This window comes from Leptothoe sp. ISB3NOV94-8A (assembly GCF_043421595.1).
Taxonomy (GTDB): domain Bacteria; phylum Cyanobacteriota; class Cyanobacteriia; order Phormidesmidales; family Phormidesmidaceae; genus Leptothoe; species Leptothoe turfae.
The window spans coordinates 4,295,557-4,317,162 of the sequence record NZ_JAXSQW010000001.1 but is presented as its reverse complement, the minus strand read 5'-3'; the positions used below and the strand labels follow the sequence as shown (position 1 = coordinate 4,317,162).

The 21,606-nt window shown below is 45.4% G+C and carries 21 protein-coding genes; 15 read left to right on the top strand and 6 right to left on the bottom strand.

The window, feature by feature from the left end:
• Positions 1 to 73 precede the first annotated feature (73 nt).
• Complete coding sequence (locus SPB21_RS18185; RefSeq protein WP_499867353.1) at positions 74 to 1,108, bottom strand: aspartate-semialdehyde dehydrogenase; 1,035 nt, start codon at positions 1,106 to 1,108, stop codon at positions 74 to 76.
• Positions 1,109 to 1,992: 884 nt separating this feature from the next.
• On the opposite strand from SPB21_RS18185, the gene tig reads away from it, so the two are divergent.
• The 6 genes from tig (at position 1,993) to SPB21_RS18155 (ending at position 9,707) form a co-directional block, all read left to right on the top strand.
• On the top strand, positions 1,993 to 3,366 hold the full coding sequence (gene tig, locus SPB21_RS18180; protein ID WP_499867352.1) for a trigger factor: 1,374 nt from the start codon (positions 1,993 to 1,995) through the stop codon (positions 3,364 to 3,366).
• A 350-nt stretch (positions 3,367 to 3,716) separates the two neighbouring features.
• On the top strand, positions 3,717 to 4,352 hold the full coding sequence (gene clpP / locus SPB21_RS18175) for an ATP-dependent Clp endopeptidase proteolytic subunit ClpP (RefSeq protein WP_036018558.1): 636 nt from the start codon (positions 3,717 to 3,719) through the stop codon (positions 4,350 to 4,352).
• A gap of 12 nt (positions 4,353 to 4,364) precedes the next feature.
• On the top strand, positions 4,365 to 5,711 hold the full coding sequence (clpX, locus tag SPB21_RS18170) for an ATP-dependent protease ATP-binding subunit ClpX (RefSeq protein WP_163661555.1): 1,347 nt from the start codon (positions 4,365 to 4,367) through the stop codon (positions 5,709 to 5,711).
• Positions 5,712 to 5,787: 76 nt separating this feature from the next.
• A complete protein-coding gene (locus tag SPB21_RS18165) occupies positions 5,788 to 6,618 on the top strand; it encodes an alpha/beta fold hydrolase (RefSeq protein WP_163661553.1) in 831 nt (276 codons plus the stop codon).
• 564 nt (positions 6,619 to 7,182) lie between these two features.
• Positions 7,183 to 7,968 (top strand): RNA polymerase sigma factor SigF, encoded by a 786-nt coding sequence (locus SPB21_RS18160; RefSeq protein WP_006515817.1) that lies wholly within the window; start codon positions 7,183 to 7,185, stop codon positions 7,966 to 7,968.
• Between the two features lie 203 nt (positions 7,969 to 8,171).
• The gene (locus SPB21_RS18155; protein WP_499868721.1) at positions 8,172 to 9,707 is read left to right on the top strand and encodes a peptide ligase PGM1-related protein; all 1,536 of its coding nucleotides are present in this window, start codon (positions 8,172 to 8,174) and stop codon (positions 9,705 to 9,707) included.
• On the opposite strand, the gene smpB is transcribed toward SPB21_RS18155, so the two are convergent.
• Together smpB and SPB21_RS18145 are read right to left on the bottom strand one after the other, a co-directional pair.
• Positions 9,704 to 10,189, bottom strand: coding sequence for an SsrA-binding protein SmpB (gene smpB, locus SPB21_RS18150; RefSeq protein ID WP_163661549.1), 486 nt, complete (start codon positions 10,187 to 10,189; stop codon positions 9,704 to 9,706). The two genes, SPB21_RS18155 and smpB, sit on opposite strands and share 4 nt — an antisense overlap.
• Positions 10,190 to 10,253: 64 nt before the next feature.
• Positions 10,254 to 10,520, bottom strand: coding sequence for a YciI family protein (locus SPB21_RS18145; protein ID WP_163661547.1), 267 nt, complete (start codon positions 10,518 to 10,520; stop codon positions 10,254 to 10,256).
• Between the two features lie 80 nt (positions 10,521 to 10,600).
• Between SPB21_RS18145 and SPB21_RS18140 the strand changes: the two genes are divergently transcribed.
• The gene (locus SPB21_RS18140) at positions 10,601 to 11,149 is read left to right on the top strand and encodes a 2'-5' RNA ligase family protein (RefSeq protein WP_499867351.1); all 549 of its coding nucleotides are present in this window, start codon (positions 10,601 to 10,603) and stop codon (positions 11,147 to 11,149) included.
• Here the strand turns inward: SPB21_RS18140 and SPB21_RS18135 are convergent.
• Positions 11,125 to 11,766, bottom strand: coding sequence for a TenA family protein (locus SPB21_RS18135; protein ID WP_163661543.1), 642 nt, complete (start codon positions 11,764 to 11,766; stop codon positions 11,125 to 11,127). The genes SPB21_RS18140 and SPB21_RS18135 overlap by 25 nt on opposite strands.
• A gap of 91 nt (positions 11,767 to 11,857) precedes the next feature.
• Here SPB21_RS18135 and prfB point away from each other — a divergent pair.
• From prfB to SPB21_RS18095, 8 genes are all read left to right on the top strand, one after another.
• Positions 11,858 to 12,983 (top strand): peptide chain release factor 2 gene (gene prfB / locus SPB21_RS18130; RefSeq protein ID WP_163661541.1). Its coding sequence is split into 2 segments (ribosomal slippage): positions 11,858 to 11,932 and positions 11,934 to 12,983, totalling 1,125 coding nucleotides; the frame shifts between segments, so codons are not numbered across the junction.
• A gap of 219 nt (positions 12,984 to 13,202) precedes the next feature.
• Positions 13,203 to 13,379, top strand: coding sequence for a DUF3285 domain-containing protein (locus SPB21_RS18125; protein ID WP_006515811.1), 177 nt, complete (start codon positions 13,203 to 13,205; stop codon positions 13,377 to 13,379).
• On the top strand, positions 13,376 to 13,894 hold the full coding sequence (gene ybeY, locus SPB21_RS18120; RefSeq protein ID WP_163661539.1) for an rRNA maturation RNase YbeY: 519 nt from the start codon (positions 13,376 to 13,378) through the stop codon (positions 13,892 to 13,894). Before SPB21_RS18125 ends, ybeY begins: the two co-directional genes overlap by 4 nt.
• A gap of 267 nt (positions 13,895 to 14,161) precedes the next feature.
• Positions 14,162 to 14,605 carry a diacylglycerol kinase family protein gene (locus SPB21_RS18115; protein WP_163661537.1) on the top strand — a complete coding sequence of 148 codons (444 nt, stop codon included), beginning with the start codon at positions 14,162 to 14,164 and terminating at the stop codon, positions 14,603 to 14,605.
• Positions 14,606 to 14,633: 28 nt separating this feature from the next.
• Positions 14,634 to 15,245: an anthranilate synthase component II gene (locus SPB21_RS18110; protein ID WP_163661535.1), complete on the top strand. Its 612-nt coding sequence runs from the start codon at positions 14,634 to 14,636 to the stop codon at positions 15,243 to 15,245.
• 126 nt (positions 15,246 to 15,371) lie between these two features.
• Positions 15,372 to 16,130, top strand: a complete 759-nt coding sequence (locus SPB21_RS18105) for an MBL fold metallo-hydrolase (protein WP_163661533.1) — start codon at positions 15,372 to 15,374, stop codon at positions 16,128 to 16,130.
• Positions 16,131 to 16,154: 24 nt separating this feature from the next.
• The gene (locus SPB21_RS18100; RefSeq protein ID WP_499059317.1) at positions 16,155 to 17,480 is read left to right on the top strand and encodes an aminopeptidase P N-terminal domain-containing protein; all 1,326 of its coding nucleotides are present in this window, start codon (positions 16,155 to 16,157) and stop codon (positions 17,478 to 17,480) included.
• A 261-nt stretch (positions 17,481 to 17,741) separates the two neighbouring features.
• Positions 17,742 to 19,391, top strand: a complete 1,650-nt coding sequence (locus SPB21_RS18095; protein WP_163661529.1) for an N-acetylmuramoyl-L-alanine amidase — start codon at positions 17,742 to 17,744, stop codon at positions 19,389 to 19,391.
• Positions 19,392 to 19,453: 62 nt separating this feature from the next.
• Here the strand turns inward: SPB21_RS18095 and SPB21_RS18090 are convergent, their stop codons facing one another.
• Positions 19,454 to 20,518, bottom strand: a complete 1,065-nt coding sequence (locus SPB21_RS18090) for an LOG family protein (RefSeq protein ID WP_499059314.1) — start codon at positions 20,516 to 20,518, stop codon at positions 19,454 to 19,456.
• 420 nt (positions 20,519 to 20,938) lie between these two features.
• The gene (gene trxA / locus SPB21_RS18085; RefSeq protein ID WP_006515803.1) at positions 20,939 to 21,259 is read right to left on the bottom strand and encodes a thioredoxin; all 321 of its coding nucleotides are present in this window, start codon (positions 21,257 to 21,259) and stop codon (positions 20,939 to 20,941) included.
• Positions 21,260 to 21,606 lie beyond the last annotated feature (347 nt).

Genomic DNA, 21,606 nt, shown 5'->3' with positions numbered 1-21,606 from the left:
CGCCCCATAAGGCTTGACTATAAAGCTTTTAACTTTCCGAAGACTAACAACTAACTAAGATGACAGACTCATTCTAGGCTAGGGCCTTTGGTTTCAGAGCTTGCTTATTAACTAAGAGTTCAGCGATTTGAACGGCATTGAGAGCTGCCCCCTTTCGTATCTGATCACCACTGAGCCAAAGCTCTAAGCCATGATCATGAGACAGATCACGACGAACTCGACCAACTAATACATCATCCTGACCGCTAGCTTCCATAGGCATTGGAAAATAATTAGTCTGCCAATCTTCAACTACCTTTACACCAGGTGCTGTTTGCAACAGGTCTAACGCCTTACTCACCGTGAGCGGCTGTGTGAATTCAATATTTATGGCTTCTGAATGAGCTCGTAAAACCGGGACCCTTATGCAGGTTGCACTCACACGCAAACCAGGAACCCCAAAGATCTTACGAGTTTCATTCACCATCTTCATTTCTTCTTGGCAGTATCCCTGGTCATTGAGTGGTGAATTATGAGGGAACAAGTTAAATGCCAGTGGATATGGAAATGACTCAGTTGGAGGCTCTTCACCCTGTAATATTGCCTGAGCTTGCTGCTTAACTTCTTCCATTGCCCGAGCTCCCGCTCCACTGGCAGATTGATAAGTTGCAACTACAATGCGTTCCATCGGTTGATGCTGATGTAATGGCCAAAGGGCCACACTCATCAATATGGTGGTGCAATTGGGATTGGCGATGATTCCCTTGTGATTGAGCGCAGATTCAGGATTCACCTCAGGTACCACAAGAGGGACATCTGGGTCCATGCGAAACGCACTAGAGTTATCTATAACAACAGCACCTGCTGTAGCCGCTTTAGGTGCCCATTCTTTAGAAACAGAACCCCCGGCAGAGGCAAGGACTAGGTCAATATCAGCAAAATCTACATCGCTAATAGCTTTAACCTTAATAGGTTTCCCTTTAAAGAATAGCTCCTTCCCAGCCGAGCGCTGAGAAGCTAAAAGAGTCAACTCCTGAACAGGGAAGTTACGCTCTTCCAAAAGCTCTAGCAGTTCGGTGCCAACGGCACCTGTAGCCCCCATAATCGCTACATGATACGCTTCAGGCAAAAGATCTAACCTCCTCATTTATTAATAAAACTTGCACACAAACAATAATCATTAAATAGAAAATAAGCCTGATTTAACTTTTAACGAACGAGCCAATGCCTACAAATAAATTCTAAATTCTTTTCAGATCCCTAAGCCCACCGCTGAACCATACAGTAGAGTTCCATTTATACAAAGATACCAAAGCTAAAACAGGAATCTCTAGAATGGCCAGATTGCCAAATAATCCCTTGTGTCTTATTCAGCCTTGTGTCTTACTCAGTAAAAGTAATGGGTTAGTTTTCGAGCCTAACTCAAACACAGTCCAAAAGGGAAACACTAGTACTCCTAAAACAATTAGCGGTTCAGCTTACTTCTCCCTACAAATTGCTCCCATGTCCCCAAATCAATTTGCCATGGCTGTATCCGGTTGAAGTCAACCGGCCTACAAGCACCCAAGCTAAAGGCACCATGTAATAAAGCTTGGGTGCTTTACAAATAGCAATCATGAATACTCGCCTATGATACTACACCCATTTAGCCCTGCCTTAATGTTGGCCAATAGTTAATATTCAGTGCGGCTTGCTGGTGTGGGCAGGTAAGAAATTAAGCAAAAAGGCTAAACTTCTTAACAAGGCATCTAAGAGTCAACGCTTCGATATAGGAATAATCAGGTAATATAGCTAACTGCGCTCGCAGCTCATGCTTTGAGCGTTGAATTTTTTAGGTGTTCTTCACACAGCCACGATACTTTAGCCAAATAAAGATGGTGCTGCATCTTGAGTCACAAGACAGCACTCGACTGAGATGTAAAAGTGCTGTCCCTCTAATGGAGCAAAACTTTACAAAGTCAGTTTGTGGTAAAACCTGCTGCGCAACCCAATCAATAAGAACAAAAAGCCGAAATGAAAGTTACCCAGGAAAAACTGCCCGATAGCCAGGTTGGCTTAGAAATAGAAGTTCCTGCAGATATCTCTAAGCAGACTTATGAGCAGACGCTACGTAAGTATATGAAGACGGCTAATATCCCTGGGTTTCGTAAAGGCAAAGTGCCTCGTCAGATCCTGGTACAGCAGTTGGGAGCAAATAGGCTCAAAGCTGCTGCTCTTGAAGAGTTAGTCCAAACTGCTATTGATAAGGCGATTTCTCAAGAAAAAATTGAAGCATTAGGCAATTATCAACTGCGCTCTGGTTTCGAATCCTTAATTGAGCAATTTGAGCCAGGTAAAGTTTTAACTATTTCCGCATCAGTAGATGTTCCTCCTCAGGCTGAACTTGATAAATATCAAGGTCTATCGGTTAAAGCTGAGGAAATTGCTTACAGTGCGGATCGAATCACTGAAACTTTAGAGAGCTATCAGCAAAATCTAGCCAGCCTGGTCCCTGTCGAAGATCGAACAGCGCAGGAAGGGGATGTCGCTGTAGTTGATTTCGTCGGCAAAATTGTTGAAGACGGTAAAGAACCTGAAGAATTTGAAGGAGGCTCTGCCAGCGAATTTCAGGTTGAAATTAAAGAAGGCCGCTTTATTCCAGGATTTGTTGAAGGCATTGTTGGCATGGAGTTGGGCCAAACTAAAGATGTCGAAGTTTCATTCCCAGATGAATATCCTCAGGCGGATCTTGCTGGTAAACCTGCTGTTTTCAGCATCACCTTAAATGACTTGAAGGAGCGCGAACTCCCTGATCTTGATGATGATCTTGCGCAAGAGGTCAGTGAATTTGAAACTCTGGCAGAATTAAAGCAGTCCTTGGAAGAGCGTTTTAAGAAAGAGGCGGAGGATGCGACTAAGGCCAATACAGAAACAGCCCTTCTAGATGAGCTGGTTACTCACCTACAGGTAGAAATTCCCAGAACCTTATTGCAGCGGGAAGTAGATCATATCGTTACCCAGACAGTGATGCAGCTGTCTAATCAAGGTATTGATATCAATAAATTTTTGACCAAGGAGCTGGTCGAAAATATGCGTGAAAATGCAAAGCCTGAAGCAACCGAACGTTTACGTCGCACGCTTGCTTTGGGAGAAGTTGCAAAGCAGGAATCCATCAGCGTTGATGAGGATGCTGTGACTACTCGCATGAAAGAAATGATGTCTGAAGTAGACGATCCGACAAAAATTGATCAAGATCGTTTGAAGCAAGTGGTAAATGAGGATCTTCTTAAGGAAAAGATTTTGACTTGGCTTTCAGAGAACGCAAGTGTTGAGCTTGTGCCTGAAGGTACTCTGGCTCCCAATGAAGAAGCTGACACTGAAACAACGGCTACTTTGGAGGAAGAATAGTCGTCTGGTTTAAGAACCATTGATTGAGGTTAGCCTTCTCAATCATAGAGTTTACTCATGGCTTAAGCCGATCAAATTCTTTTAGAGATAATAAGGTTGCCGGGTGCGGGCGTTACTACCCAGAAAGGGATTGCATTGCCAATAATGTTGGAATCAATTAAAGGATTGCAAAAAATCCTGCCAGGTGGCTGTTGAAATTGGTCGGTTTTCGCTAGAGTATGGGGGCCTTCCCTACACACATCTCAACTGAGGGATAAGGCATAATGTATAGGGAGCCTATTAATCAATATATGTATTCATCAATGTTTCATCTCTGCCAGAGTACAACAGTACCAGATTTGTCTGGGCACATGTTGTCCAGTGGCACTGACGGAGCAAAAAGTATGCTTCCAGTAGTGCTTGAGCAATCTGGTCGAGGTGAACGGGCGTTTGATATTTACTCACGCCTGCTGAGGGAGCGCATCGTATTTCTTGGCAGTGGTGTAGACGATACGCTGGCTGATTCAATTGTGGCTCAGTTGCTATATTTGGATTCCGAAGATCCCGAGAAAGACGTCCAAATATATATCAATTCCCCTGGAGGATCGATTACCGCAGGGATGGCTATCTACGATACTATGCAGCAGATTCGTCCGGATGTGGTGACCATCTGTTTTGGATTAGCTGCTAGTATGGGGGCGTTTTTGCTTTCTGGTGGGGCTAAAGGGAAACGCATGGCCTTGCCAAGTTCCCGCATAATGATTCATCAGCCCCTGGGCGGTGCTCAGGGCCAAGCAGTTGATATTGAAATTCAGGCTCGGGAAATTTTGTACTTGAAGCAGCGGTTAAATGAGCTATTGGCTGGTCACACTGGGCAGCCTTTGGACAGAATCGCAGAAGATACTGAACGTGATTTCTTTATGTCTGCTGCTGAGGCTGCTGACTATGGCTTAATTGATACCGTGATTTCTCGCGATACAACCGCCGATTTGATGTCAACGCACTAGGTTAGGGCTGATATGTCTAAATATGACTCCCATCTCAAATGTTCCTTTTGCGGGAAGTCTCAGGAACAGGTGCGCAAGTTAATAGCAGGTCCAGGTGTGTATATCTGTGACGAGTGCGTTGATCTTTGTAATGAAATTTTAGATGAGGAACTGTTTGACTCCAGTTCTGCAGTGACTCCTCCGACACCTCGACGAGAGCAGCAACCTGAGCGTAGTCGAAAGTCGCCGTCACATATTTCCCTAAACCAAATTCCTAAGCCTCGTGATATCAAAGCTTATTTGGATGAGCATGTTATTGGTCAGCACGAGGCTAAAAAGGTCCTTTCTGTTGCAGTTTATAACCACTACAAGCGACTAAGTTATGTGCAGTCGGGGGGTGGGCCTGGTGAAGAGAATGTCGAGCTGCAAAAGTCTAATATTCTCTTGATTGGACCTACTGGTTCAGGTAAGACTTTGTTGGCTCAGACATTAGCAAAAATTTTGGATGTTCCCTTTGCTGTAGCTGATGCAACTACGCTTACCGAAGCGGGATACGTAGGTGAGGATGTTGAAAATATTTTGCTGCGGTTATTACAGGTCGCAGATTTAGATGTAGAAGAAGCTCAGCGCGGCATTATCTATATCGATGAGATTGATAAGATTGCTCGTAAAAGTGAAAATCCATCAATAACAAGGGATGTGTCTGGTGAAGGTGTGCAGCAGGCACTTTTGAAGATGCTGGAGGGAACTGTTGCCAATGTGCCACCTCAAGGGGGACGGAAACATCCCTACCAAGATTGTATTCAGATTGATACAAGTAATATCCTATTTATCTGTGGTGGTGCGTTTGTTGGTTTAGAGAAAATTATTGAGCAGCGTATTGGCAAAAAGTCTATGGGCTTTGTACAAGGGTCAGGAGAACCTCAAACACAGTTCAATCGTGATAAGAGAGCTGCTGATGTCCTCAAAAATTTAGAAGCTGACGATATTGTTAAATTTGGGATGATTCCTGAATTTATTGGCCGAATTCCAGCCATATCCGTACTTAATCCACTTGATGAAGAAGCATTGATGGCAATTTTGACAGAGCCTAAAAATGCCCTTGTCAAACAATTTCAGAAGCTCATGCTTATGGACAATGTGAGCTTGGAGTTTAAGCCGGACGCTATTCGTGCGATTGCCCAAGAGGGGTATCGGCGTAAGACCGGTGCACGAGCACTGCGTAGCATTATTGAAGAAATTATGCTGGATGTGATGTATGAGCTGCCTTCAAGGAAGGATATGAAGCGTTTTCAAATTACCCGAGAAATGGTTGAAAAACGCTCTACCGCAGAGTTGCTTATGCATCCCTCTTCATTACCTAAACCAGAATCTGCTTAATTAATTAAAACCAGAGAATACCTGACTTATGTCTGCCTGAATGTCACTCTGTATAAAGCTGAGTGTTGAGGGTTATATGGCTTATATAAAGCTTAATGGGGTCAACCATTACTATGAATGGATTTGCGATGGTTCACCCGGAAGTCGCCCAACTCTAGTGTTTTTGCATGGCTGGGGAGGATCTGCCCGTTATTGGGAAAGTACAGCTCAGGCAATGAAATATGATTTTGACTGTTTGCTATATGATCTGCGTGGATTTGGTAGATCCGCAGCTGCAGTCAAGACAACAGTTGATTTAGGAGCTCTGGAAAGTTTTGCAGATGATCTTAATTGTTTATTAACAGCTTTGGAGCTGGAACGTGTCTTTATAAATGCTCACTCTATGGGGGCTTCAGTAGCACTTTACTTTCTTACTCGTTTTTCTCAACGCGTGAATAAGGCAATTCTTACGTGCAATGGGGCTTTTGAATATGATGAGCTTGCCTTTCAAGCTTTTCATCGGTTTGGTAGCTACGTCGTGATGTTTCGCCCATCATGGTTAGCGAATATTCCTTTTGCACCTCAGATGTTTATGGCACGATTTCTGAAAAAACAAATTTCTTATCCTGATAAAAAAATATTTCTTAACGATTTTTTGCAAGCTGATATGGCAACTGCCTTAGGTACCTTAAAGGCCTCTGTCAGTAAGCATGCTACAGAAACAATGCCTCGGGCCTTTTCAGCTATTAGCGTACCCACGCTGATGATATCTGGGGAATATGACAAGATTACCCCTGCTCAGCTCGGGCGTCAGGCGGCGTCCTTGAGCAAGCATATTAAGTATGTAGAAGTGCCGGGTACTGCTCATTTTCCCATGTTGGAGGATGCTTCAACCTATTTGTCGGTGGTCAAAGCATTTCTTGATTAATGGCTAGATACTGCTGAAAAATTTGTAGTGTGCTTCAAAACTTTGAGCAACAAAATTTCAGTGAGTAACGAGGATGGTCTAAATTCATTATTTCTTTTAAAGAAAAAGTTACATACACAAAGCTTGATGGGAATGCTGAATATAGGCATATATGACTGTCTATGATGCTTATATCTCACATAGTTTCTAAAGTTAATTATTTCAGGTAGCGATTAGGTAACGTTCTAGGTTCTTTCCAAGAACTATATGTATAAGTCTAAAGTTTGGCTGTAGTGCATTAATGTCGCTGCGATCAGGCAAGAAAAATTACATGGCGATAATTTTTGATGAATAAATAATTCCTAAGAGTATCTACTGATTTAGATATCATCAGTGCACTCTACCGGGTGTGTTGGGGATATCTATCTCGAAGTAATACTTTAAACAGCCAGAGTAAATATACGGAGTCTCTCGGGAAATTTATAGTCCGAGTCCCGTAATCCAACGATGGTGGGCTTAAGTCAACATCCCGACAATGTACTTAAATCACGATTTAACGCCCTAACACAGGATATTTAGTACACTATGGCTACTCAAACCTCATCGCTTCGATCTCGCGGGATGGAGATGCTGATGGCATATAAACAACAGCCATCAATTAAGTTGCGTAATGATTTAGTTCGCTTAAATGCAGGTTTAGTGCGAAAAATAGCGCACCGTGTAAGTCATCAGTGTGCTGAACCTTATGAAGACCTTGAGCAGATTGGCTATCTTGGTTTGATTCGAGCAATTGAACGGTTTGATCCAAGTCAAGGGTGTGCGTTTAGTTCTTTTGCGGTTCCCTATATTCGAGGTGAGATGCTTCACTTTCTGAGGGATCGCGGATCTACGGTTAAAATTCCTCGTCGTTGGCAAGATTTGCAAAAGGCTAGTCAGAAGCTACAAGCTGATCTACTTCGACAATATGGTCGCCAGCCGTCTGATCATGAAATGGCTCAAGCCCTTTGTATTTCGGTTAAAGAGTGGCGTCAGGTGAAAATGGCTAATAAGAATCGTATGCCACTGAGTTTAGACGCTACTGTTTGTCATCAAACTGATTCAACAATTACTCTGGGAGATACCCTGCCGGATATGCATTATCAGCTTCTGCAAGCGCTAGAAGAAGATCGTCAGCAAGTGCAGCGGGCGCTCAGTCAGTTAGAGGATAAAACCCGCTCAGCTATTGAATTTGTCTTTTTTAAGGGACTTTCCCGTAAAGAGGTGGCTGAACGCATTGGTGTGAGTCCGATGACAGTGACTCGTCGCATTCAACGGGGAGTTGATCAAATGATTAATTATTTGCAACCCCAGACATTGCAGACAGATCCCTAGGGTTTGGGTTGCGTTTAGGTTGTTTAAACCTGTAAGAGTGTCAAAAATTTTGCCTCTCTTGGATCCGGTTTTGATATAGATAAAAAGTAGCGGTGTGAAGGGTTGTTTCACACCGCTACTTTTGTATTAAGAAAATAGTAAGTCTATGGTTGGGGTGTTAATCAGATTCAGTAGCCAGTTGTGTTGGTTAAGGAGCAGTCGTGATATTTAAGTTAGCCAACTCTGAAATTAAAGATGATTTCAAATTTCGTCAGCTCCAGGCTCAATTGACGACATGCTGGCAACCTGTAGATTGCTTTGACCGTGCTCCCAGGCAAATTTTGGTGGTGCCTTCCCTTAGCCTTGATCAAGAGGAATTGAGAAAGGTGGAAGGTGTACATCACTATGAAGAGAGACTGCTGTTTTCACTCCTGCACCTGCGGAATCCTAATACGTCTCTGATCTATGTCACTTCGCAGCCGCTGCATCCTAGCATTGTCGATTACTATTTGGAGCTATTACCAGGTATTCCTAGCTCCCATGCTCAGAGCCGGCTGAATTTATTTTCTACCTATGATGGGTCACAACGGCCCTTGACTGAAAAGATTTTGAAACGTCCACGCTTGGTGGAGCGTATTCGCCATTGTCTTTCTCCCGAGGAAGCCTACATGGTTTGTTTTAACTCTACGTCTTGGGAACAGCAGTTGGCGCTGACATTGAATATTCCACTAATGGCGTTATCTCCAGCGCTGTTGGATTTGGGTACTAAGGCTGGGAGTCGTGAAATTTTTGGTGTCTGTGGTGTACCCCATCCGCAAGGTAGTCAGCTTACATATTGTGTCAAAGATCTGGCTGTGGCCACAGCTGATTTATGGGAGCAACAGCCAACCTTGAAACGTATTGTGATCAAGCTGAATGAGGGATTTTCAGGGGAAGGAAATGCTTTGCTGTTGTTGGATGAGTTGCAAGATGTTGCTCCAGGCCATGCATCTCACAGCCAAAGGGTTGTCAAGATTCACGAAGCACTGAAACATATGCGTTTTCAGTATGTGCATGAAACCTGGGACCACTTTAGTCGCAAGATTGAAGAGCTAGGTGCGATCGCAGAAGCGTTCATTGAGGGTGACATTAAGCGTTCTCCTAGTGTCCAAGGTCACATCACCCCTTTTGGCGAAGTCGAAATTCTATCCACCCATGACCAGATTTTAGGAGGCCCTGATGGCCAAATCTTTTTAGGTTGTCGTTTTCCTGCAGACGGAGCCTATCGGCTGGAATTGCAGGAAATGGGCCGTCGCGTCGGAGAAAGCCTGGCGAAACAGGGAGCCCTTGAAAGGTATAGTGTTGATTTTATTGCGGTGCAGAACGCGGATCAAACTTGGGATTTAAATGCCATTGAAATTAACTTGCGTAAAGGGGGCACTACCCACCCATTTATGGCTTTGCAGCTATTAACCAACGGCAGCTATAACCTGGAGGATGGCCAGTTTTACACTCCCCAGGGGCAACCCAAATACTATCGAGCGTCTGATAACTTACAAAAGGAGCAGTACAAAGGTCTGTTGCCCAATGATCTGATGGATATCATCATGATTGAACAGTTGCACTTTAATTCTATTGCTGGCACTGGGGCTGCATTTCACCTGATGGGTTGCCTCTCGGAGTATGGCAAGCTGGGCCTCACCTGCATTGGAAATACCCCCAAAGAAGCTGAGCAGATTTATGAGCAAGTAGTGGCTGCCCTAGACAAAGAAACGATCTAGCGATTTTTCATCATGCGGGCAATATCGCGTTTTTCTTGTTTTTGCTTCAAGGACTCGCGCTTATCGTGGAGTTTTTTACCACGCCCAATGGCAATGTTGACCTTGACGCGTCCTTTTTTGAGATAGAGCTTTAAGGGGACTAGAGTTAGACCCTTTTCTTCTACTTTGCCAATCAACTTACGAATTTCAGCCTTGTGCAGCAATAGTCGACGTGGACGGCGCGGTTCGTGGTTATACGCCTGGTTAGTCATGTTGTGGGGGGAAATATGGACATTCAGTAGCCACACTTCACCGTTTTTGACCTGGGCATAGCCATCTCGCAGGTTGACCTTGCCAGCGCGGATAGACTTGACTTCAGTGCCCTTTAATTCAATACCCGCTTCATAGCTGTCTAAGATTTCGTAGGTAAATCTGGCCTGGCGATTGTCAGCCATGACTTTGAAGCCGTCACTGGGCTGGGATTTTTTATTGGTTTTCGCCATGTTGACCTAACGTTGTGGTAACTATGAAAAATGCTGAAGTCCTCGGGTCTGTTATTGTAGCGGGCTATTCCACCACTACACACCATTCATGAAGTTCGTAGTCGACGCAGCCATTTTCAATCAGCGGATCGGCTTTGACAATGGCTTCGGCTTCGGCTAGAGACGATGCTTGGAAAAGCAACATGCCACCGCCATGCTCAGCCCAATACCCGGTTTTGGCTTGGTGTCCTTTTGCAATTAAATCGTTGACGTAGTCAACATGGGCAGGCACAAACTGGTCAAACGTGGATTTATTGACAATCCCACGCTCAATTTTGACAAACCAGGCCATAAGCAACCTTCGGAGATAGTGGCCTTGGTTTTGGACTAAGGCCTTACAAAATACATTGTAGAAAGATTAATGGCTAACCTATGAATTCGCAGCGATTCTTCATTGCTCTGGTGCCACCATCGGAGATTCAAGCGTCTGTCAATGAGATTAAGGGCTACTTTGAGCAACAGTATGACTCTTGTAAGGCATTTAACTCACCGCCTCACATTACGTTGCAGGCTCCGTTTGAGTGGCCTAAAGAGCGGGTGGATGAGTTGACTGAGGGATTGAAGGGGTTTGCTGTGGGAAGGGAGGAGGTTGCGATCGCACTGCGTAATTTCGGAGCCTTTCCTCCCAACGTCATTTACGTGGATGTCGTTCATGTTCCAGGTTTAATGAGCCTACAAAAAGATTTAGCCATATTTATGGAAACTAGATATGGTGTTGTCGATCGCCGTTATCGTAACTTCTGTCCCCACATTACCGTTGCCTTTAGAGATCTCACCAAAACGGCATTTCACCAAGCTTGGCCAAAATTTCAACAAAAAACATTAGCGTTTGACTTCATAGCCCAACAATTGACGCTACTGCGTCATGACGGTCACCGTTGGCAAATTCATCAAAATTATTCACTCTCAACTTCACTCTGATATCGCCATGCCGCCTGGAAAAAATCCCGCTCACAGACCATGGCATAGCGATACGTAGATCGAATCAACGCACTGTCTGCTGCATATTCATCCACAATGGCTTCTAGCTGAGCTGCTAAGGGTTCAAACTCGTCGCTGCTATATGTGGCAATCCAATCCCCATAGGTATGCTCTGGAATGCCACCCTGGGCGAGCTGTTGACCTAAATAGGCGTACAGACGCATGCATGGCGACATGGCGACAGCTGTGACCCCAATAGACTGACCCCAGGCCGTTGCCAATAAAAAATCCGTATATTGCCGTGTAGCTTTTCCGGGGCTCACCTGGGTCAGGTCTACATGCCAAGTTTGAGCATAGCTCTGGTGTAGCTTGAGTTCTGATAACACCCCAGCCGCCAAATCATGAAATACATTAAAGCTCTGCCAGGTGGGAGCTTTGGCCGCTGCAATGCTATAAGCTCGGGCAAAGGCTTCTAGAAAGAATGCGTCCTGACCCACATAGTAGGCAAAGGTCTTTTGGGGAAGTGTACCGTCTGCAATACCTTGAACAAATGGATGGGCAAGGCTTTCATTGGCCAGGTCTAGGTGGTCTTGCCAAAGCTTGGAAGAAAGGACCATAGGATAGGGATCAGCGGTCGAACTGCGGGTGACATTATAGAATTAATAGGCTACGACCCCATTGGTTTTCATCGTCTAAGCCCATTGCCTAATGTTAGACCTGTCCGACCTCAAACGCGAAAGCGATCTGCTCACTAATCGCCTGGGCAAAGCTCAGGAGTATCTTTGACCTGCCTGCTATTCAGGCAAAAATTGATGACCTAGAGCAGGTAGCTGCCCAACCAGACTTTTGGGATAACCAAGAACAAGCTCAGAAGACACTACAAACGCTGAACGAATATAAGTCTTATTTGGAACAGCTCAATACTTGGAATATTCAACTTGATGATATTCAGACCATTGCAGAATTACTGGAAGTAGAGTCAGATCCAGCCCTTTTATCTGAAGCGCAAGAAACAGCTCAAAATCTAGCCAAGGCCCTTGACCAGTGGGAGCTACAACAGCTGCTTTCGGGTCCCTATGATAAGAACAGTGCTGTCGTTACCATTAATGCTGGGGCAGGGGGGACCGACGCTCAGGACTGGGCTGAAATGCTACTACGGATGTATACCCGCTGGTGTGAGCAGCACGGTTACAACATCAGGCTGGTGGAAGAATCTAAAGGAGATGAAGCGGGGCTAAAATCGGCCACCCTAGAAATTGATGGGCGCTATGCCTATGGCTATTTGAAGGCAGAAAAGGGGACGCACCGACTGGTGCGCATTTCTCCGTTTAACGCCAACGGCAAGCGGCAGACTAGTTTTGCGGGCATTGAGGTGATGCCGGTTTTAGATGACACCATCGAGCTAGATATTCCCGATAAAGACCTGGAAATTAAAACATCCCGTTCTGGGGGAGCAGGTGGTCAGAACGTGAATAAGGTGGAAACGGCTGTGCGGATTACTCACCTGCCGACAGGCCTGTCTGTGCGGTGTACCCAGGAGCGATCGCAACTGCAAAACCGTGAAAAAGCCATGGCTTTACTAAAAGCGAAGCTGTTAGTCATTGCTCAAGAACAGCAGGCCCAGGCGATTGCTGATATTCGTGGTGACATGGTAGAAGCCGCTTGGGGAAATCAAATTCGTAACTACGTCTTTCACCCTTATCAAATGGTGAAAGATCTACGAACAAATGTTGAAACTACGGCAGTTGACGATGTTATGAATGGCGAGCTTGATCTATTTATTCAGGCATTACTTCAGCAAGAAAATCAAATTACTCAAGAATCAACCGTGTAGTCGACCGGGGTATAGTGAGAGCTGATACATTACTTAATGTTTGAAAGAATTCTAGTTCTAGCCTGTTGCGTCAATATTTAGCCTAATGGCCTAGGCGTTTGTAGCCGTTGCTGATTTCAGGGATGAATCGATCTGACAAGATTGCTTTAAATCAGTATTTTTTAGATTAAATCCTCCCGAAGATCAACAACGACCATTTTTATTTATTACTTAAGAGCTATGTCCCAATCGCCTCCGCCTTCTGTAGACCCACAACCCATGGAGCCTGCACCCAGCTACGTCAAACTAGCCATGCGCAATATGGTCAAAAAAGGTAGTAAATCGTTATTTCACTTTTTTCTGACCGCTATGGGCTTACTAGGAGTGTTGATTGGTTTGGCTTACCTTACCCGGTGATTCCATTGACTCAAACTTTAGTGCCCGAGGTAGAGCTTTGGGTAGAGGCGACAGAGCTTTTACCCAAGCAGCCGGACTTACCCCCTACGTCGGCTTGGCAAACCTGGTTTAATATTTGGCTTAGGGAACTAGCTCCAACGGCATCCCCCATAGGTCGATACGAGATTAACCTTCTGCTTACGAATGACGTTACCATTCAAGAGTTAAACGCTACATATCGTCACCAGGATAAGCCCACGGATGTCCTAGCCTTTGCGGCTCAAGAAACGGAAATCCCTGGAGCTCAAACCATTTATCAAACATCGCCTATTCCCTTGGGTGATCTGATTATTTCTGTGGAAACTGCTCAGCGGCAGCGTCACAATGATAATTACTCCCTGATTCAGGAGTTGGCTTGGCTGGCAGCCCACGGTCTTCTGCACTTATTGGGATGGGATCATCCTGATGATGCGGCTCTTCAAAATATGCTAGAGAAGCAACATAGTCTTCTGAAGTGTATTGATTTGACGTTTTAGCAAGATAGGTGATATTTCCTGAATCTGGATAGGTAATATACGATTACAGATTTTGATAAAGGTTAATATAATCGACAAAATGATAATTCTTTCGGGAACCTATTTAGTAGTTTCAGGCTTCGATTAATTAGGTCCGAAGATTATATAAGTCTTATTGATGGACTAAGCAGTAGCTCCGGCATTTAGTTTGCGGTGGCTGCTAGCTAAATTAAGCGGTCTTGCGCTTTTTGTGCTGACTGAATATACATCACCTCTTAAGGTTTGTGCATGTCTATTTCCTCTAACCTTCAAACTGCTCCTAAGAGTAAGAAAGAAAGCAAAACTGCTTGGCAGGTTGCCCCGAATTTATTCACTAGTTTTCGCTATGCATGGGCAGGGATTATCTATGCCGTCAGAACCCAGCGAAACTTCCGTATTCATTTAGGCATTGGTCTAGTAGCGTTGTTTCTAGGAGTAATGCTGCACATCAAAGCAATTGAAGCCGCTGTGGTTGCTATTACCATCAGTGCTGTTCTGGTGATGGAGCTGATGAATACAGCTTTAGAGTCTGTGGTGGATCTAACGGTTGGCCAGACCTACCATGAGCTGGCTAAGATTGCAAAGGATTGTGCTGCTGGGGCTGTTCTGATCTCTGCTATGGCTGCCTTGCTTGTGGCTGGATTTATATACTTGCCACCGCTACTTGTGCTGTTGAATACTGGGATCGCTTAAGCTAGGCTCATTGAGCTTTAGGCAAACAATGATCTTAGTCATTGATAATTACGATAGTTTTACCTACAACTTGGTTCAGTATCTAGGAGAGTTGGGACAAACGCTTCCTGTTGCATCTGACATTCGTGTCTTTCGTAATGACCAAATTACATTGGCGCAGGTTCGTGATTTGTCACCGGATGGAATCCTAATCTCTCCGGGGCCTGGCACTCCTGACGATGCCGGCATTTCTTTGGAAATAATTCGAAAATTGGGTCCAACTATTCCGATTTTGGGGGTATGTCTGGGACACCAAAGCATTGGTCAGGTATTTGGTGGTATCGTCACAGCCGCCGCTGAACTGATGCATGGCAAAACATCCCCCGTGACCCATACAAATCAGGGGGTTTTTGCAGGTCTTGAAAATCCATTGACGGCAACTCGTTACCACAGCTTAGTCGTGGAGCGAGCGAGCTGTCCTGAGTGTTTAGAAATCACTGCTTGGGTTGATGACGGCACGATTATGGGGGTTCGTCATCGCGAGTACCCTCATATTCAAGGAGTGCAGTTTCATCCTGAAAGTGTGTTGACTAAATCAGGTAAACGGCTCCTGCATAACTTTTTGAGTCCTATTCCGATGAAGGTACCGGCCACCGTCTAAGGGGTTTGGGGCTTTTGACAGGGCGGTATGACCCAGAAAACTGGCTGTCTTTCTTAGCGAGTATTCCAAGCCTGTGGCACTATAACAAGTCATGGACAGTTGATCTCAATGGGATGTGAGGACACTATGAAACGGCGGCAATTGCTTCAAAATGCCAGTGCAGCCTTCGTCAGTACTCTTGGATTGGGCATTGCTTCTCATTGGCAAGCCTACCAAGCGCAAACGGGCACCTTAAGCATCACAGCACTGGGGCATATGTGTTTCCAGTTTTCCGGTGGTGGTAAGACCATTTTGACCAACCCGTTCAGACCTTTGGGCTGTACTGAAGGTTATACAGCTCCAAATTTGGCTGGTTCAGACCTGGTATTGATTAGTAGCCGATTATTTGACGAAGGATTTATTCCTGAAGGCACAACCGTCAACTATCTAGATGAACCAGGTGCCTATGAGATCAATGGTCTCAGTGTTCAAGGTGTTGGTATGCCCCACGATCGAGAGGGGGGGAGAAGATTTGGTACGAATACGGCTTGGCTATGGACTCAAGCTGGGGTCAAGGTTGTTCACCTTGGCGGGGCTGCAGCACCCATTGATTTAGAAGATAAAATTTTGATTGGTCGCCCTGATGTATTACTGCTACCAGTAGGGGGTGGCTCCAAGGCTTACAATGCCACGGAAGCGGCGGCGGCTGTGCAGAGCTTGCAGCCCAAATTGGTTATCCCGACTCAATATCGCACCAGTGCTGCCAACGACAGCTGTGAACTGCAAGGTGTCGATGAGTTCCTAGGAGCAATGGCGGGTACACCTGTTGACCGAGTTGGTAGTACGCTGACACTTCAGAGTGGTAGCTTGCCAGCCAGTGGTATGCGAATTAAGGTTCTCTCTTAACGTAGCAAAACTGCTCACATGTCCATGAATTCAGAATATCAACAGCGACGACAGGCTGTGATGGCCGCTATTGGTCAAGGTACTGCTATTTTTGGTAGTGCTCCAACAGCTGTCATGCACAACGATGTGGAACACCCATTTCGTCAGAACAGTGATTTTTTCTATCTGACGGGGTTTAATGAGCCGGATGCGATCGCAGTCCTAGCTCCCCATCACGAAGAGCATCAGTTTGTGCTGTTTGTCAGACCCAAGGATAAGGAAAAAGAAACCTGGTCCGGTTATCGCACAGGTATAGAGCTAGCCAAGCAAAAGTATGGAGCCCAGGAAGCTTATCCCATTGAAGAATTAGCTGAAAAGCTACCTCAATATGTGGAAAATGCTGATCGGCTTCATTACCATTTTGGTGATGATGGTCGTTTAGACCAGCACATCCTGGCCCTATGGCGAAGACTATTAGCCAAGTACCCAAAACGTGGACGAGGCCCGGTAGCCATTGAAGATGGGCGGCTGTTAATGCAGCAGTTTCGCCGAGTCAAAAGCGCCAGCGAACTGGAACAGATGCGTAAAGCCATTGCTATTTCAGCCAAAGCCCATAATCATGCCATGGCTATTACCCAGCCTGGTCGCTATGAATATGAAATCCAGGCTGAAATGGAACATATATTTCGCTTAGAAGGGGCTCTAGGGCCGGCTTATCCATCGATTGTGGCCTCTGGTGCCAATGCCTGCATTTTGCATTACATCGAAAACGATCGCCAAATGCAGACGAACGATCTGCTGCTCATTGATGCAGGCTGCGCCTACAACTACTACAATGCCGACATTACCCGCACCTTTCCCGTGGGAGAACGCTTCACGTCTGAGCAGCGCATTCTCTATGAATTAGTCTTAGAAGCTCAGCTCAAGGCGATTGATGCCGTTCAACCAGGGCGTCCCTTTAATGACTTTCATGATGCGGCTACTCGCACAATTACCGAAGGATTAGTCGAGTTAGGTCTGCTTAAGGGCAGCGTAGACACATTAATCGAAGAGAAAAAACATAAAGCCTTCTTCATGCATGGTACCGGTCACTTTTTAGGGCTGGATGTACACGATAGTGGTACTCTACGGAATTCGGATAAAACCTGGAAACCCTTTGCGCCTGGCAATGTAGTCACGGTTGAGCCAGGTATCTATATTGCTCCAGACTATGAACCTGAAGAGGGACAGCCCGATGTGGAACAGCGTTGGCGTGGTATAGGTATCCGTATTGAGGATGACGTTCTGGTCACCCAAACTGGCCATGAAATTCTGACAGCAGCTGTGCCTAAAAGCATTGCTGCGATGGAATCGCATGCTGAGTATGCTTAGTCACTAGGGAACTGTATAAATAGTTTTCTTGTATTAATTTCTTTTGATAAGGGCACTTTAACGATGAACTGGAGTTAATCTAGCTCGTCGCTGGTGGCAGGTTTCCCTAACGATTCTTGTCTGAAACTACAAAAGTCAGATGAATCAAAGAAAGGAGTATCCTGAAAACCGCACAATTTTGATGTTCGATATCTTAAACATTGCACAAATGCGGTTACTCTTGTCTTGCAATATTGATCTCGGGTTTACTTGAGCCAGTTAATGGCTGTGGGATCATCACTGTTAGAAGGAACTGAAGCTGTGCATTGGAATCCTTTACTTTCTAGTAAGGCGGTAGCCTCCAGAATGTCTAGCTTGACGTCTGGCGTGATTGGTATTTTGGGGGCTGTGCTGATTGCCTTGCCAGCCGATGCTGCCAATCTTCAGTTTTGGCGTTTTGACCAGCAGCAAAATCGTCTGACATTTACAACGGACACTCGGGTCCAGCCAACAGCCAAGTTGATTTTTAATCCGACCCGTTTAGTCATTGATTTACCAGGTACTCAGGTGACGAGTGCGACTTCTCGACAGCGACTACAAGAAGGGTTGCGTGAAGTCCGCGTGGGTCAATTAGATGACCAAACAGCCCGCATTGTGATTGAAGTAGCCCCTGGTTATAGCCTTGATCCACAACAAGTGGAAGTTCGGGGCGAAACCAATCGTCGTTGGTTTGTGCAGCTGCCTGAACTAGTGGCTACCGATGATGAGGACCGCCCAAGACGCTCATCATCATCTGCTCGAGTTAATCAGTCGTCGGATCAAGCCGAGCGCGCATCTGGGCGGACAACAAACCAGGTGACAGCGGATGCTAACGCGTCAGCCCAGAGTCAAAGCACTCAGGTGCAAAGTATTGTGGCAACGGCTGATGGCTTTTTTATTCGCTTATCGGGTGATACACCGGAGGTGCGCCTTAGCCGCTCCCGGCGACGGGATCCAGAACGAAAAATCACCTTAGAACTACCCAACAGCTCTGTTTCGCCCAGATTAACGCCAGCGTCACTGCCAGACAATCGTTACAGTATTGAAAGTTGGGAGATATCTCAGAGCGACTCAACGGTGTTTATCACTATGACTCTGGGGGATGACAGCCCTGACTGGCAGACCATTACGACTGAAATTGGTAGTAGTCTCCGGGGAATTTCTGTACTTCCTGATGGAGTAGCGATTCGAGATATTCCTGATAGTGCGCCTAGTAGCACTGTTCCAGTACCCTCTACAGCGGTGACGAGACGTCCTTCAGAGCGACCTTCTAGTCCCTCTGACAGAGCTAGGGTTAACCCAACTGAGCCTTCTTCAGCTTCGAGCGATCTGCCTCGGGTACCCCAAGGGCGCATTGTTGTTGCCATTGACCCTGGGCATGGAGGACGTGATCCGGGTGCTGTCGGAATTGGCGGTCTGCAGGAGAAGCAGGTGATTTTTCCAATTTCTCAACAGGTTGCCGCTATTCTACGGGAGCAAGGGGTAGATGTGGTTATGACCCGCAATAGTGACATCGAGCTCGATCTTGACCCCCGCGTTCAGATTGCTGAACGTGCAGATGCAGACCTATTTGTCAGCATTCATGCCAATGCTATTAACTTGAGTCGGCCCGATGTTAACGGTTTAGAAACCTACTATTATTCTGGTGCAGGAGCTCGGTTTGCGCGCACAGTGCATGATGTAGTGCTGCGCATGATGGGGATGTCCGATCGGCGTGTAAGACAGGCTCGTTTCTATGTGCTACGCCGTACCTCAATGCCAGCAATCTTAATTGAAGTAGGATTTGTCACAGGTGCGGAAGATATTCACAATCTGCGTGATCCAGAGTGGCGCAGTGAGATGGCTAATGCGATCGCACGCGGAATTTTAACCCACATCCAGCGCGAATTCTAGAAAGCAAGCTAATTGCATCATTAGCTTGCTATAAAAGGTGTATCTGGAAAAATGAGTGTTGATTATTTATGTTCCGGGTGTTCAGTAGCCTCACAGGGCTCGCCAAGAGTGTTAATCTTACGAATTAGCTGTTGTAGGCGACCAAAGTCACGGTGATTAAATTGGAATACCAGGCGAGACAGCTCTGCTGTTTCATCATCTTGCTCTTCTGGTAGCGCATTTGACATTTCTATTTTGCCAGCAGCAACAATATCGCTAAATGATTGATTGAGCTCCTCTAACGCTCCAGACCGCAGGCAAGAATTGAGCCTTATCACCAAATGATCACCAACATATCGGCTGGAATGAAACACTCGATAATAGTTTGTTATTTCCTGCCATGCGTCATTGATGTTATCGGTCATAACATAAAGGCTAGGATCGTCGTCACTGATCAGTCGATTGGCCATTAAGTGATCGCGTATATAGGTATCCCAACCTTGCCAATAGTTGCCACCAGGGTGATCAATCAACACAATAGGTATTGGTTCGGCTTTCCCAGTTTGGACGAGTGTTAACGACTCAAACGCCTCATCTTGAGTCCCAAAACCACCTGGAAATACTGCTAAGGCATCACATTCCCTCAAAAAAAATAGCTTGCGTGTAAAAAAATATTTGAATGTGAGCAGTTTTGGATCATTCTCCATAATTGGGTTAGAGCCCTGCTCAAACGGTAACTGAATATTCAGACCAAAGGAATGCTCGACGCCAGCTCCTTCATTACCAGCTTCCATGATGCCTGGTCCGGCACCAGTCATAATCATGAATCCCTGTTGTGCTGCTCGTTGGGCAAAGGTCTTTGCTAACTGGTAATCAGGATGCTCTGATGGAGTACGTGCTGACCCAAAAATGGCTATTTTTCGGGTATGGCGGTAAGGATAGAAACCCTGAAAACCCAGTTCCATATCCTGTAATGTATTGCTTAAAATCTTCCAATCCAGCCGATCAGCCTCTCGCCCAATCATTCTTACTAGGGTTTCTAAAATCTGTTGAATTACAATCCCATGTTCCATGGAGGGCAACTGGGTGACAATTTCAGAAATCTTCTCTTGTAAGTGAGTGGGCAATTTTGTTGTAGAGGTCACCATAAAACACGCAGTTAGTGAAGATTCTTAAGCGTTGAATCAGAGCATCTAGCTCCCCAATTGTATAGCAATGGATTGATTCAATAGGATGCTGGTCTCTCCTAATTGCTACAGCACTCTCTATGTACCTAACGCTCCTTGTTATCTCTAGTAATTGAGTCAACTCATTGAGTCAACGCAATCGGTATTCTTGCAGTATTAGAGCGTGATTGCAGTTTAGCAGTCTGTGCCTGTTGTGCACAGACTGCTCTTTCAGTTGCTTCAGCCTCTAAAAATGAACGGCTCCAACAGAAACTGTTGAAACCGTTTATTTCTGAAAATTTGAACTTACCCGATCTATCTGCACCCTATATCTGTCTCAGTATATTGGGTTACAGCTAAGTCATTTAGCCAATAATAAATCCATAAAACCAAATCAAACGCCTATAGATACTTCTCAAGAGTATTTGCCAAGGTGGTTTTGGGGACAGCACCCACTACCATATCAACCCGTTGCCCATCTTTAAAAATCATCAATGTTGGAATACTTCTGATACCGTACTGGCTAGCAACTTTTGGGTTATCATCCGTGTTGACCTTAACAACCTTGACTTTGCCATCGTACTGTTCAGAAATCTCATCCACAACGGGAGCAACCATCCGGCAAGGACCACACCAAGGGGCCCAAAAGTCTACAAGTACCGGTAGTTCACTTTTGAGAACTTCTTGTTCGAATGTCGAATCTGTGACTTGTGCGGCTGACATCCCTATATTCCTTGTCGACAAATATCAGATTCTTACCATAGCTGATTTTGGCTTGTGACTCATCTCAGCAGTGGAAAAATCAACCTTAAGAATACTCCTTTATGACCGCTTCCATGGACTGCAAAAGTTTTATTGCAGGTTTTTTGTGCCCAACCTGACTAGTGTCATAGGTCTTATTCAAACTTGAGGAATTATCAATAATTATCAAATTTGGTTCATATAGGAACCGCCTAAACCAAACAGGTTTAGGCGGAGTGTGGTGTGAGGAGTGAACGGAAACTTCCGTCTCCGCTTTCAGTCCTATTGTAGGTCAAGTCTCAGCTTTTGCCATCCCCTACACTTGAGGT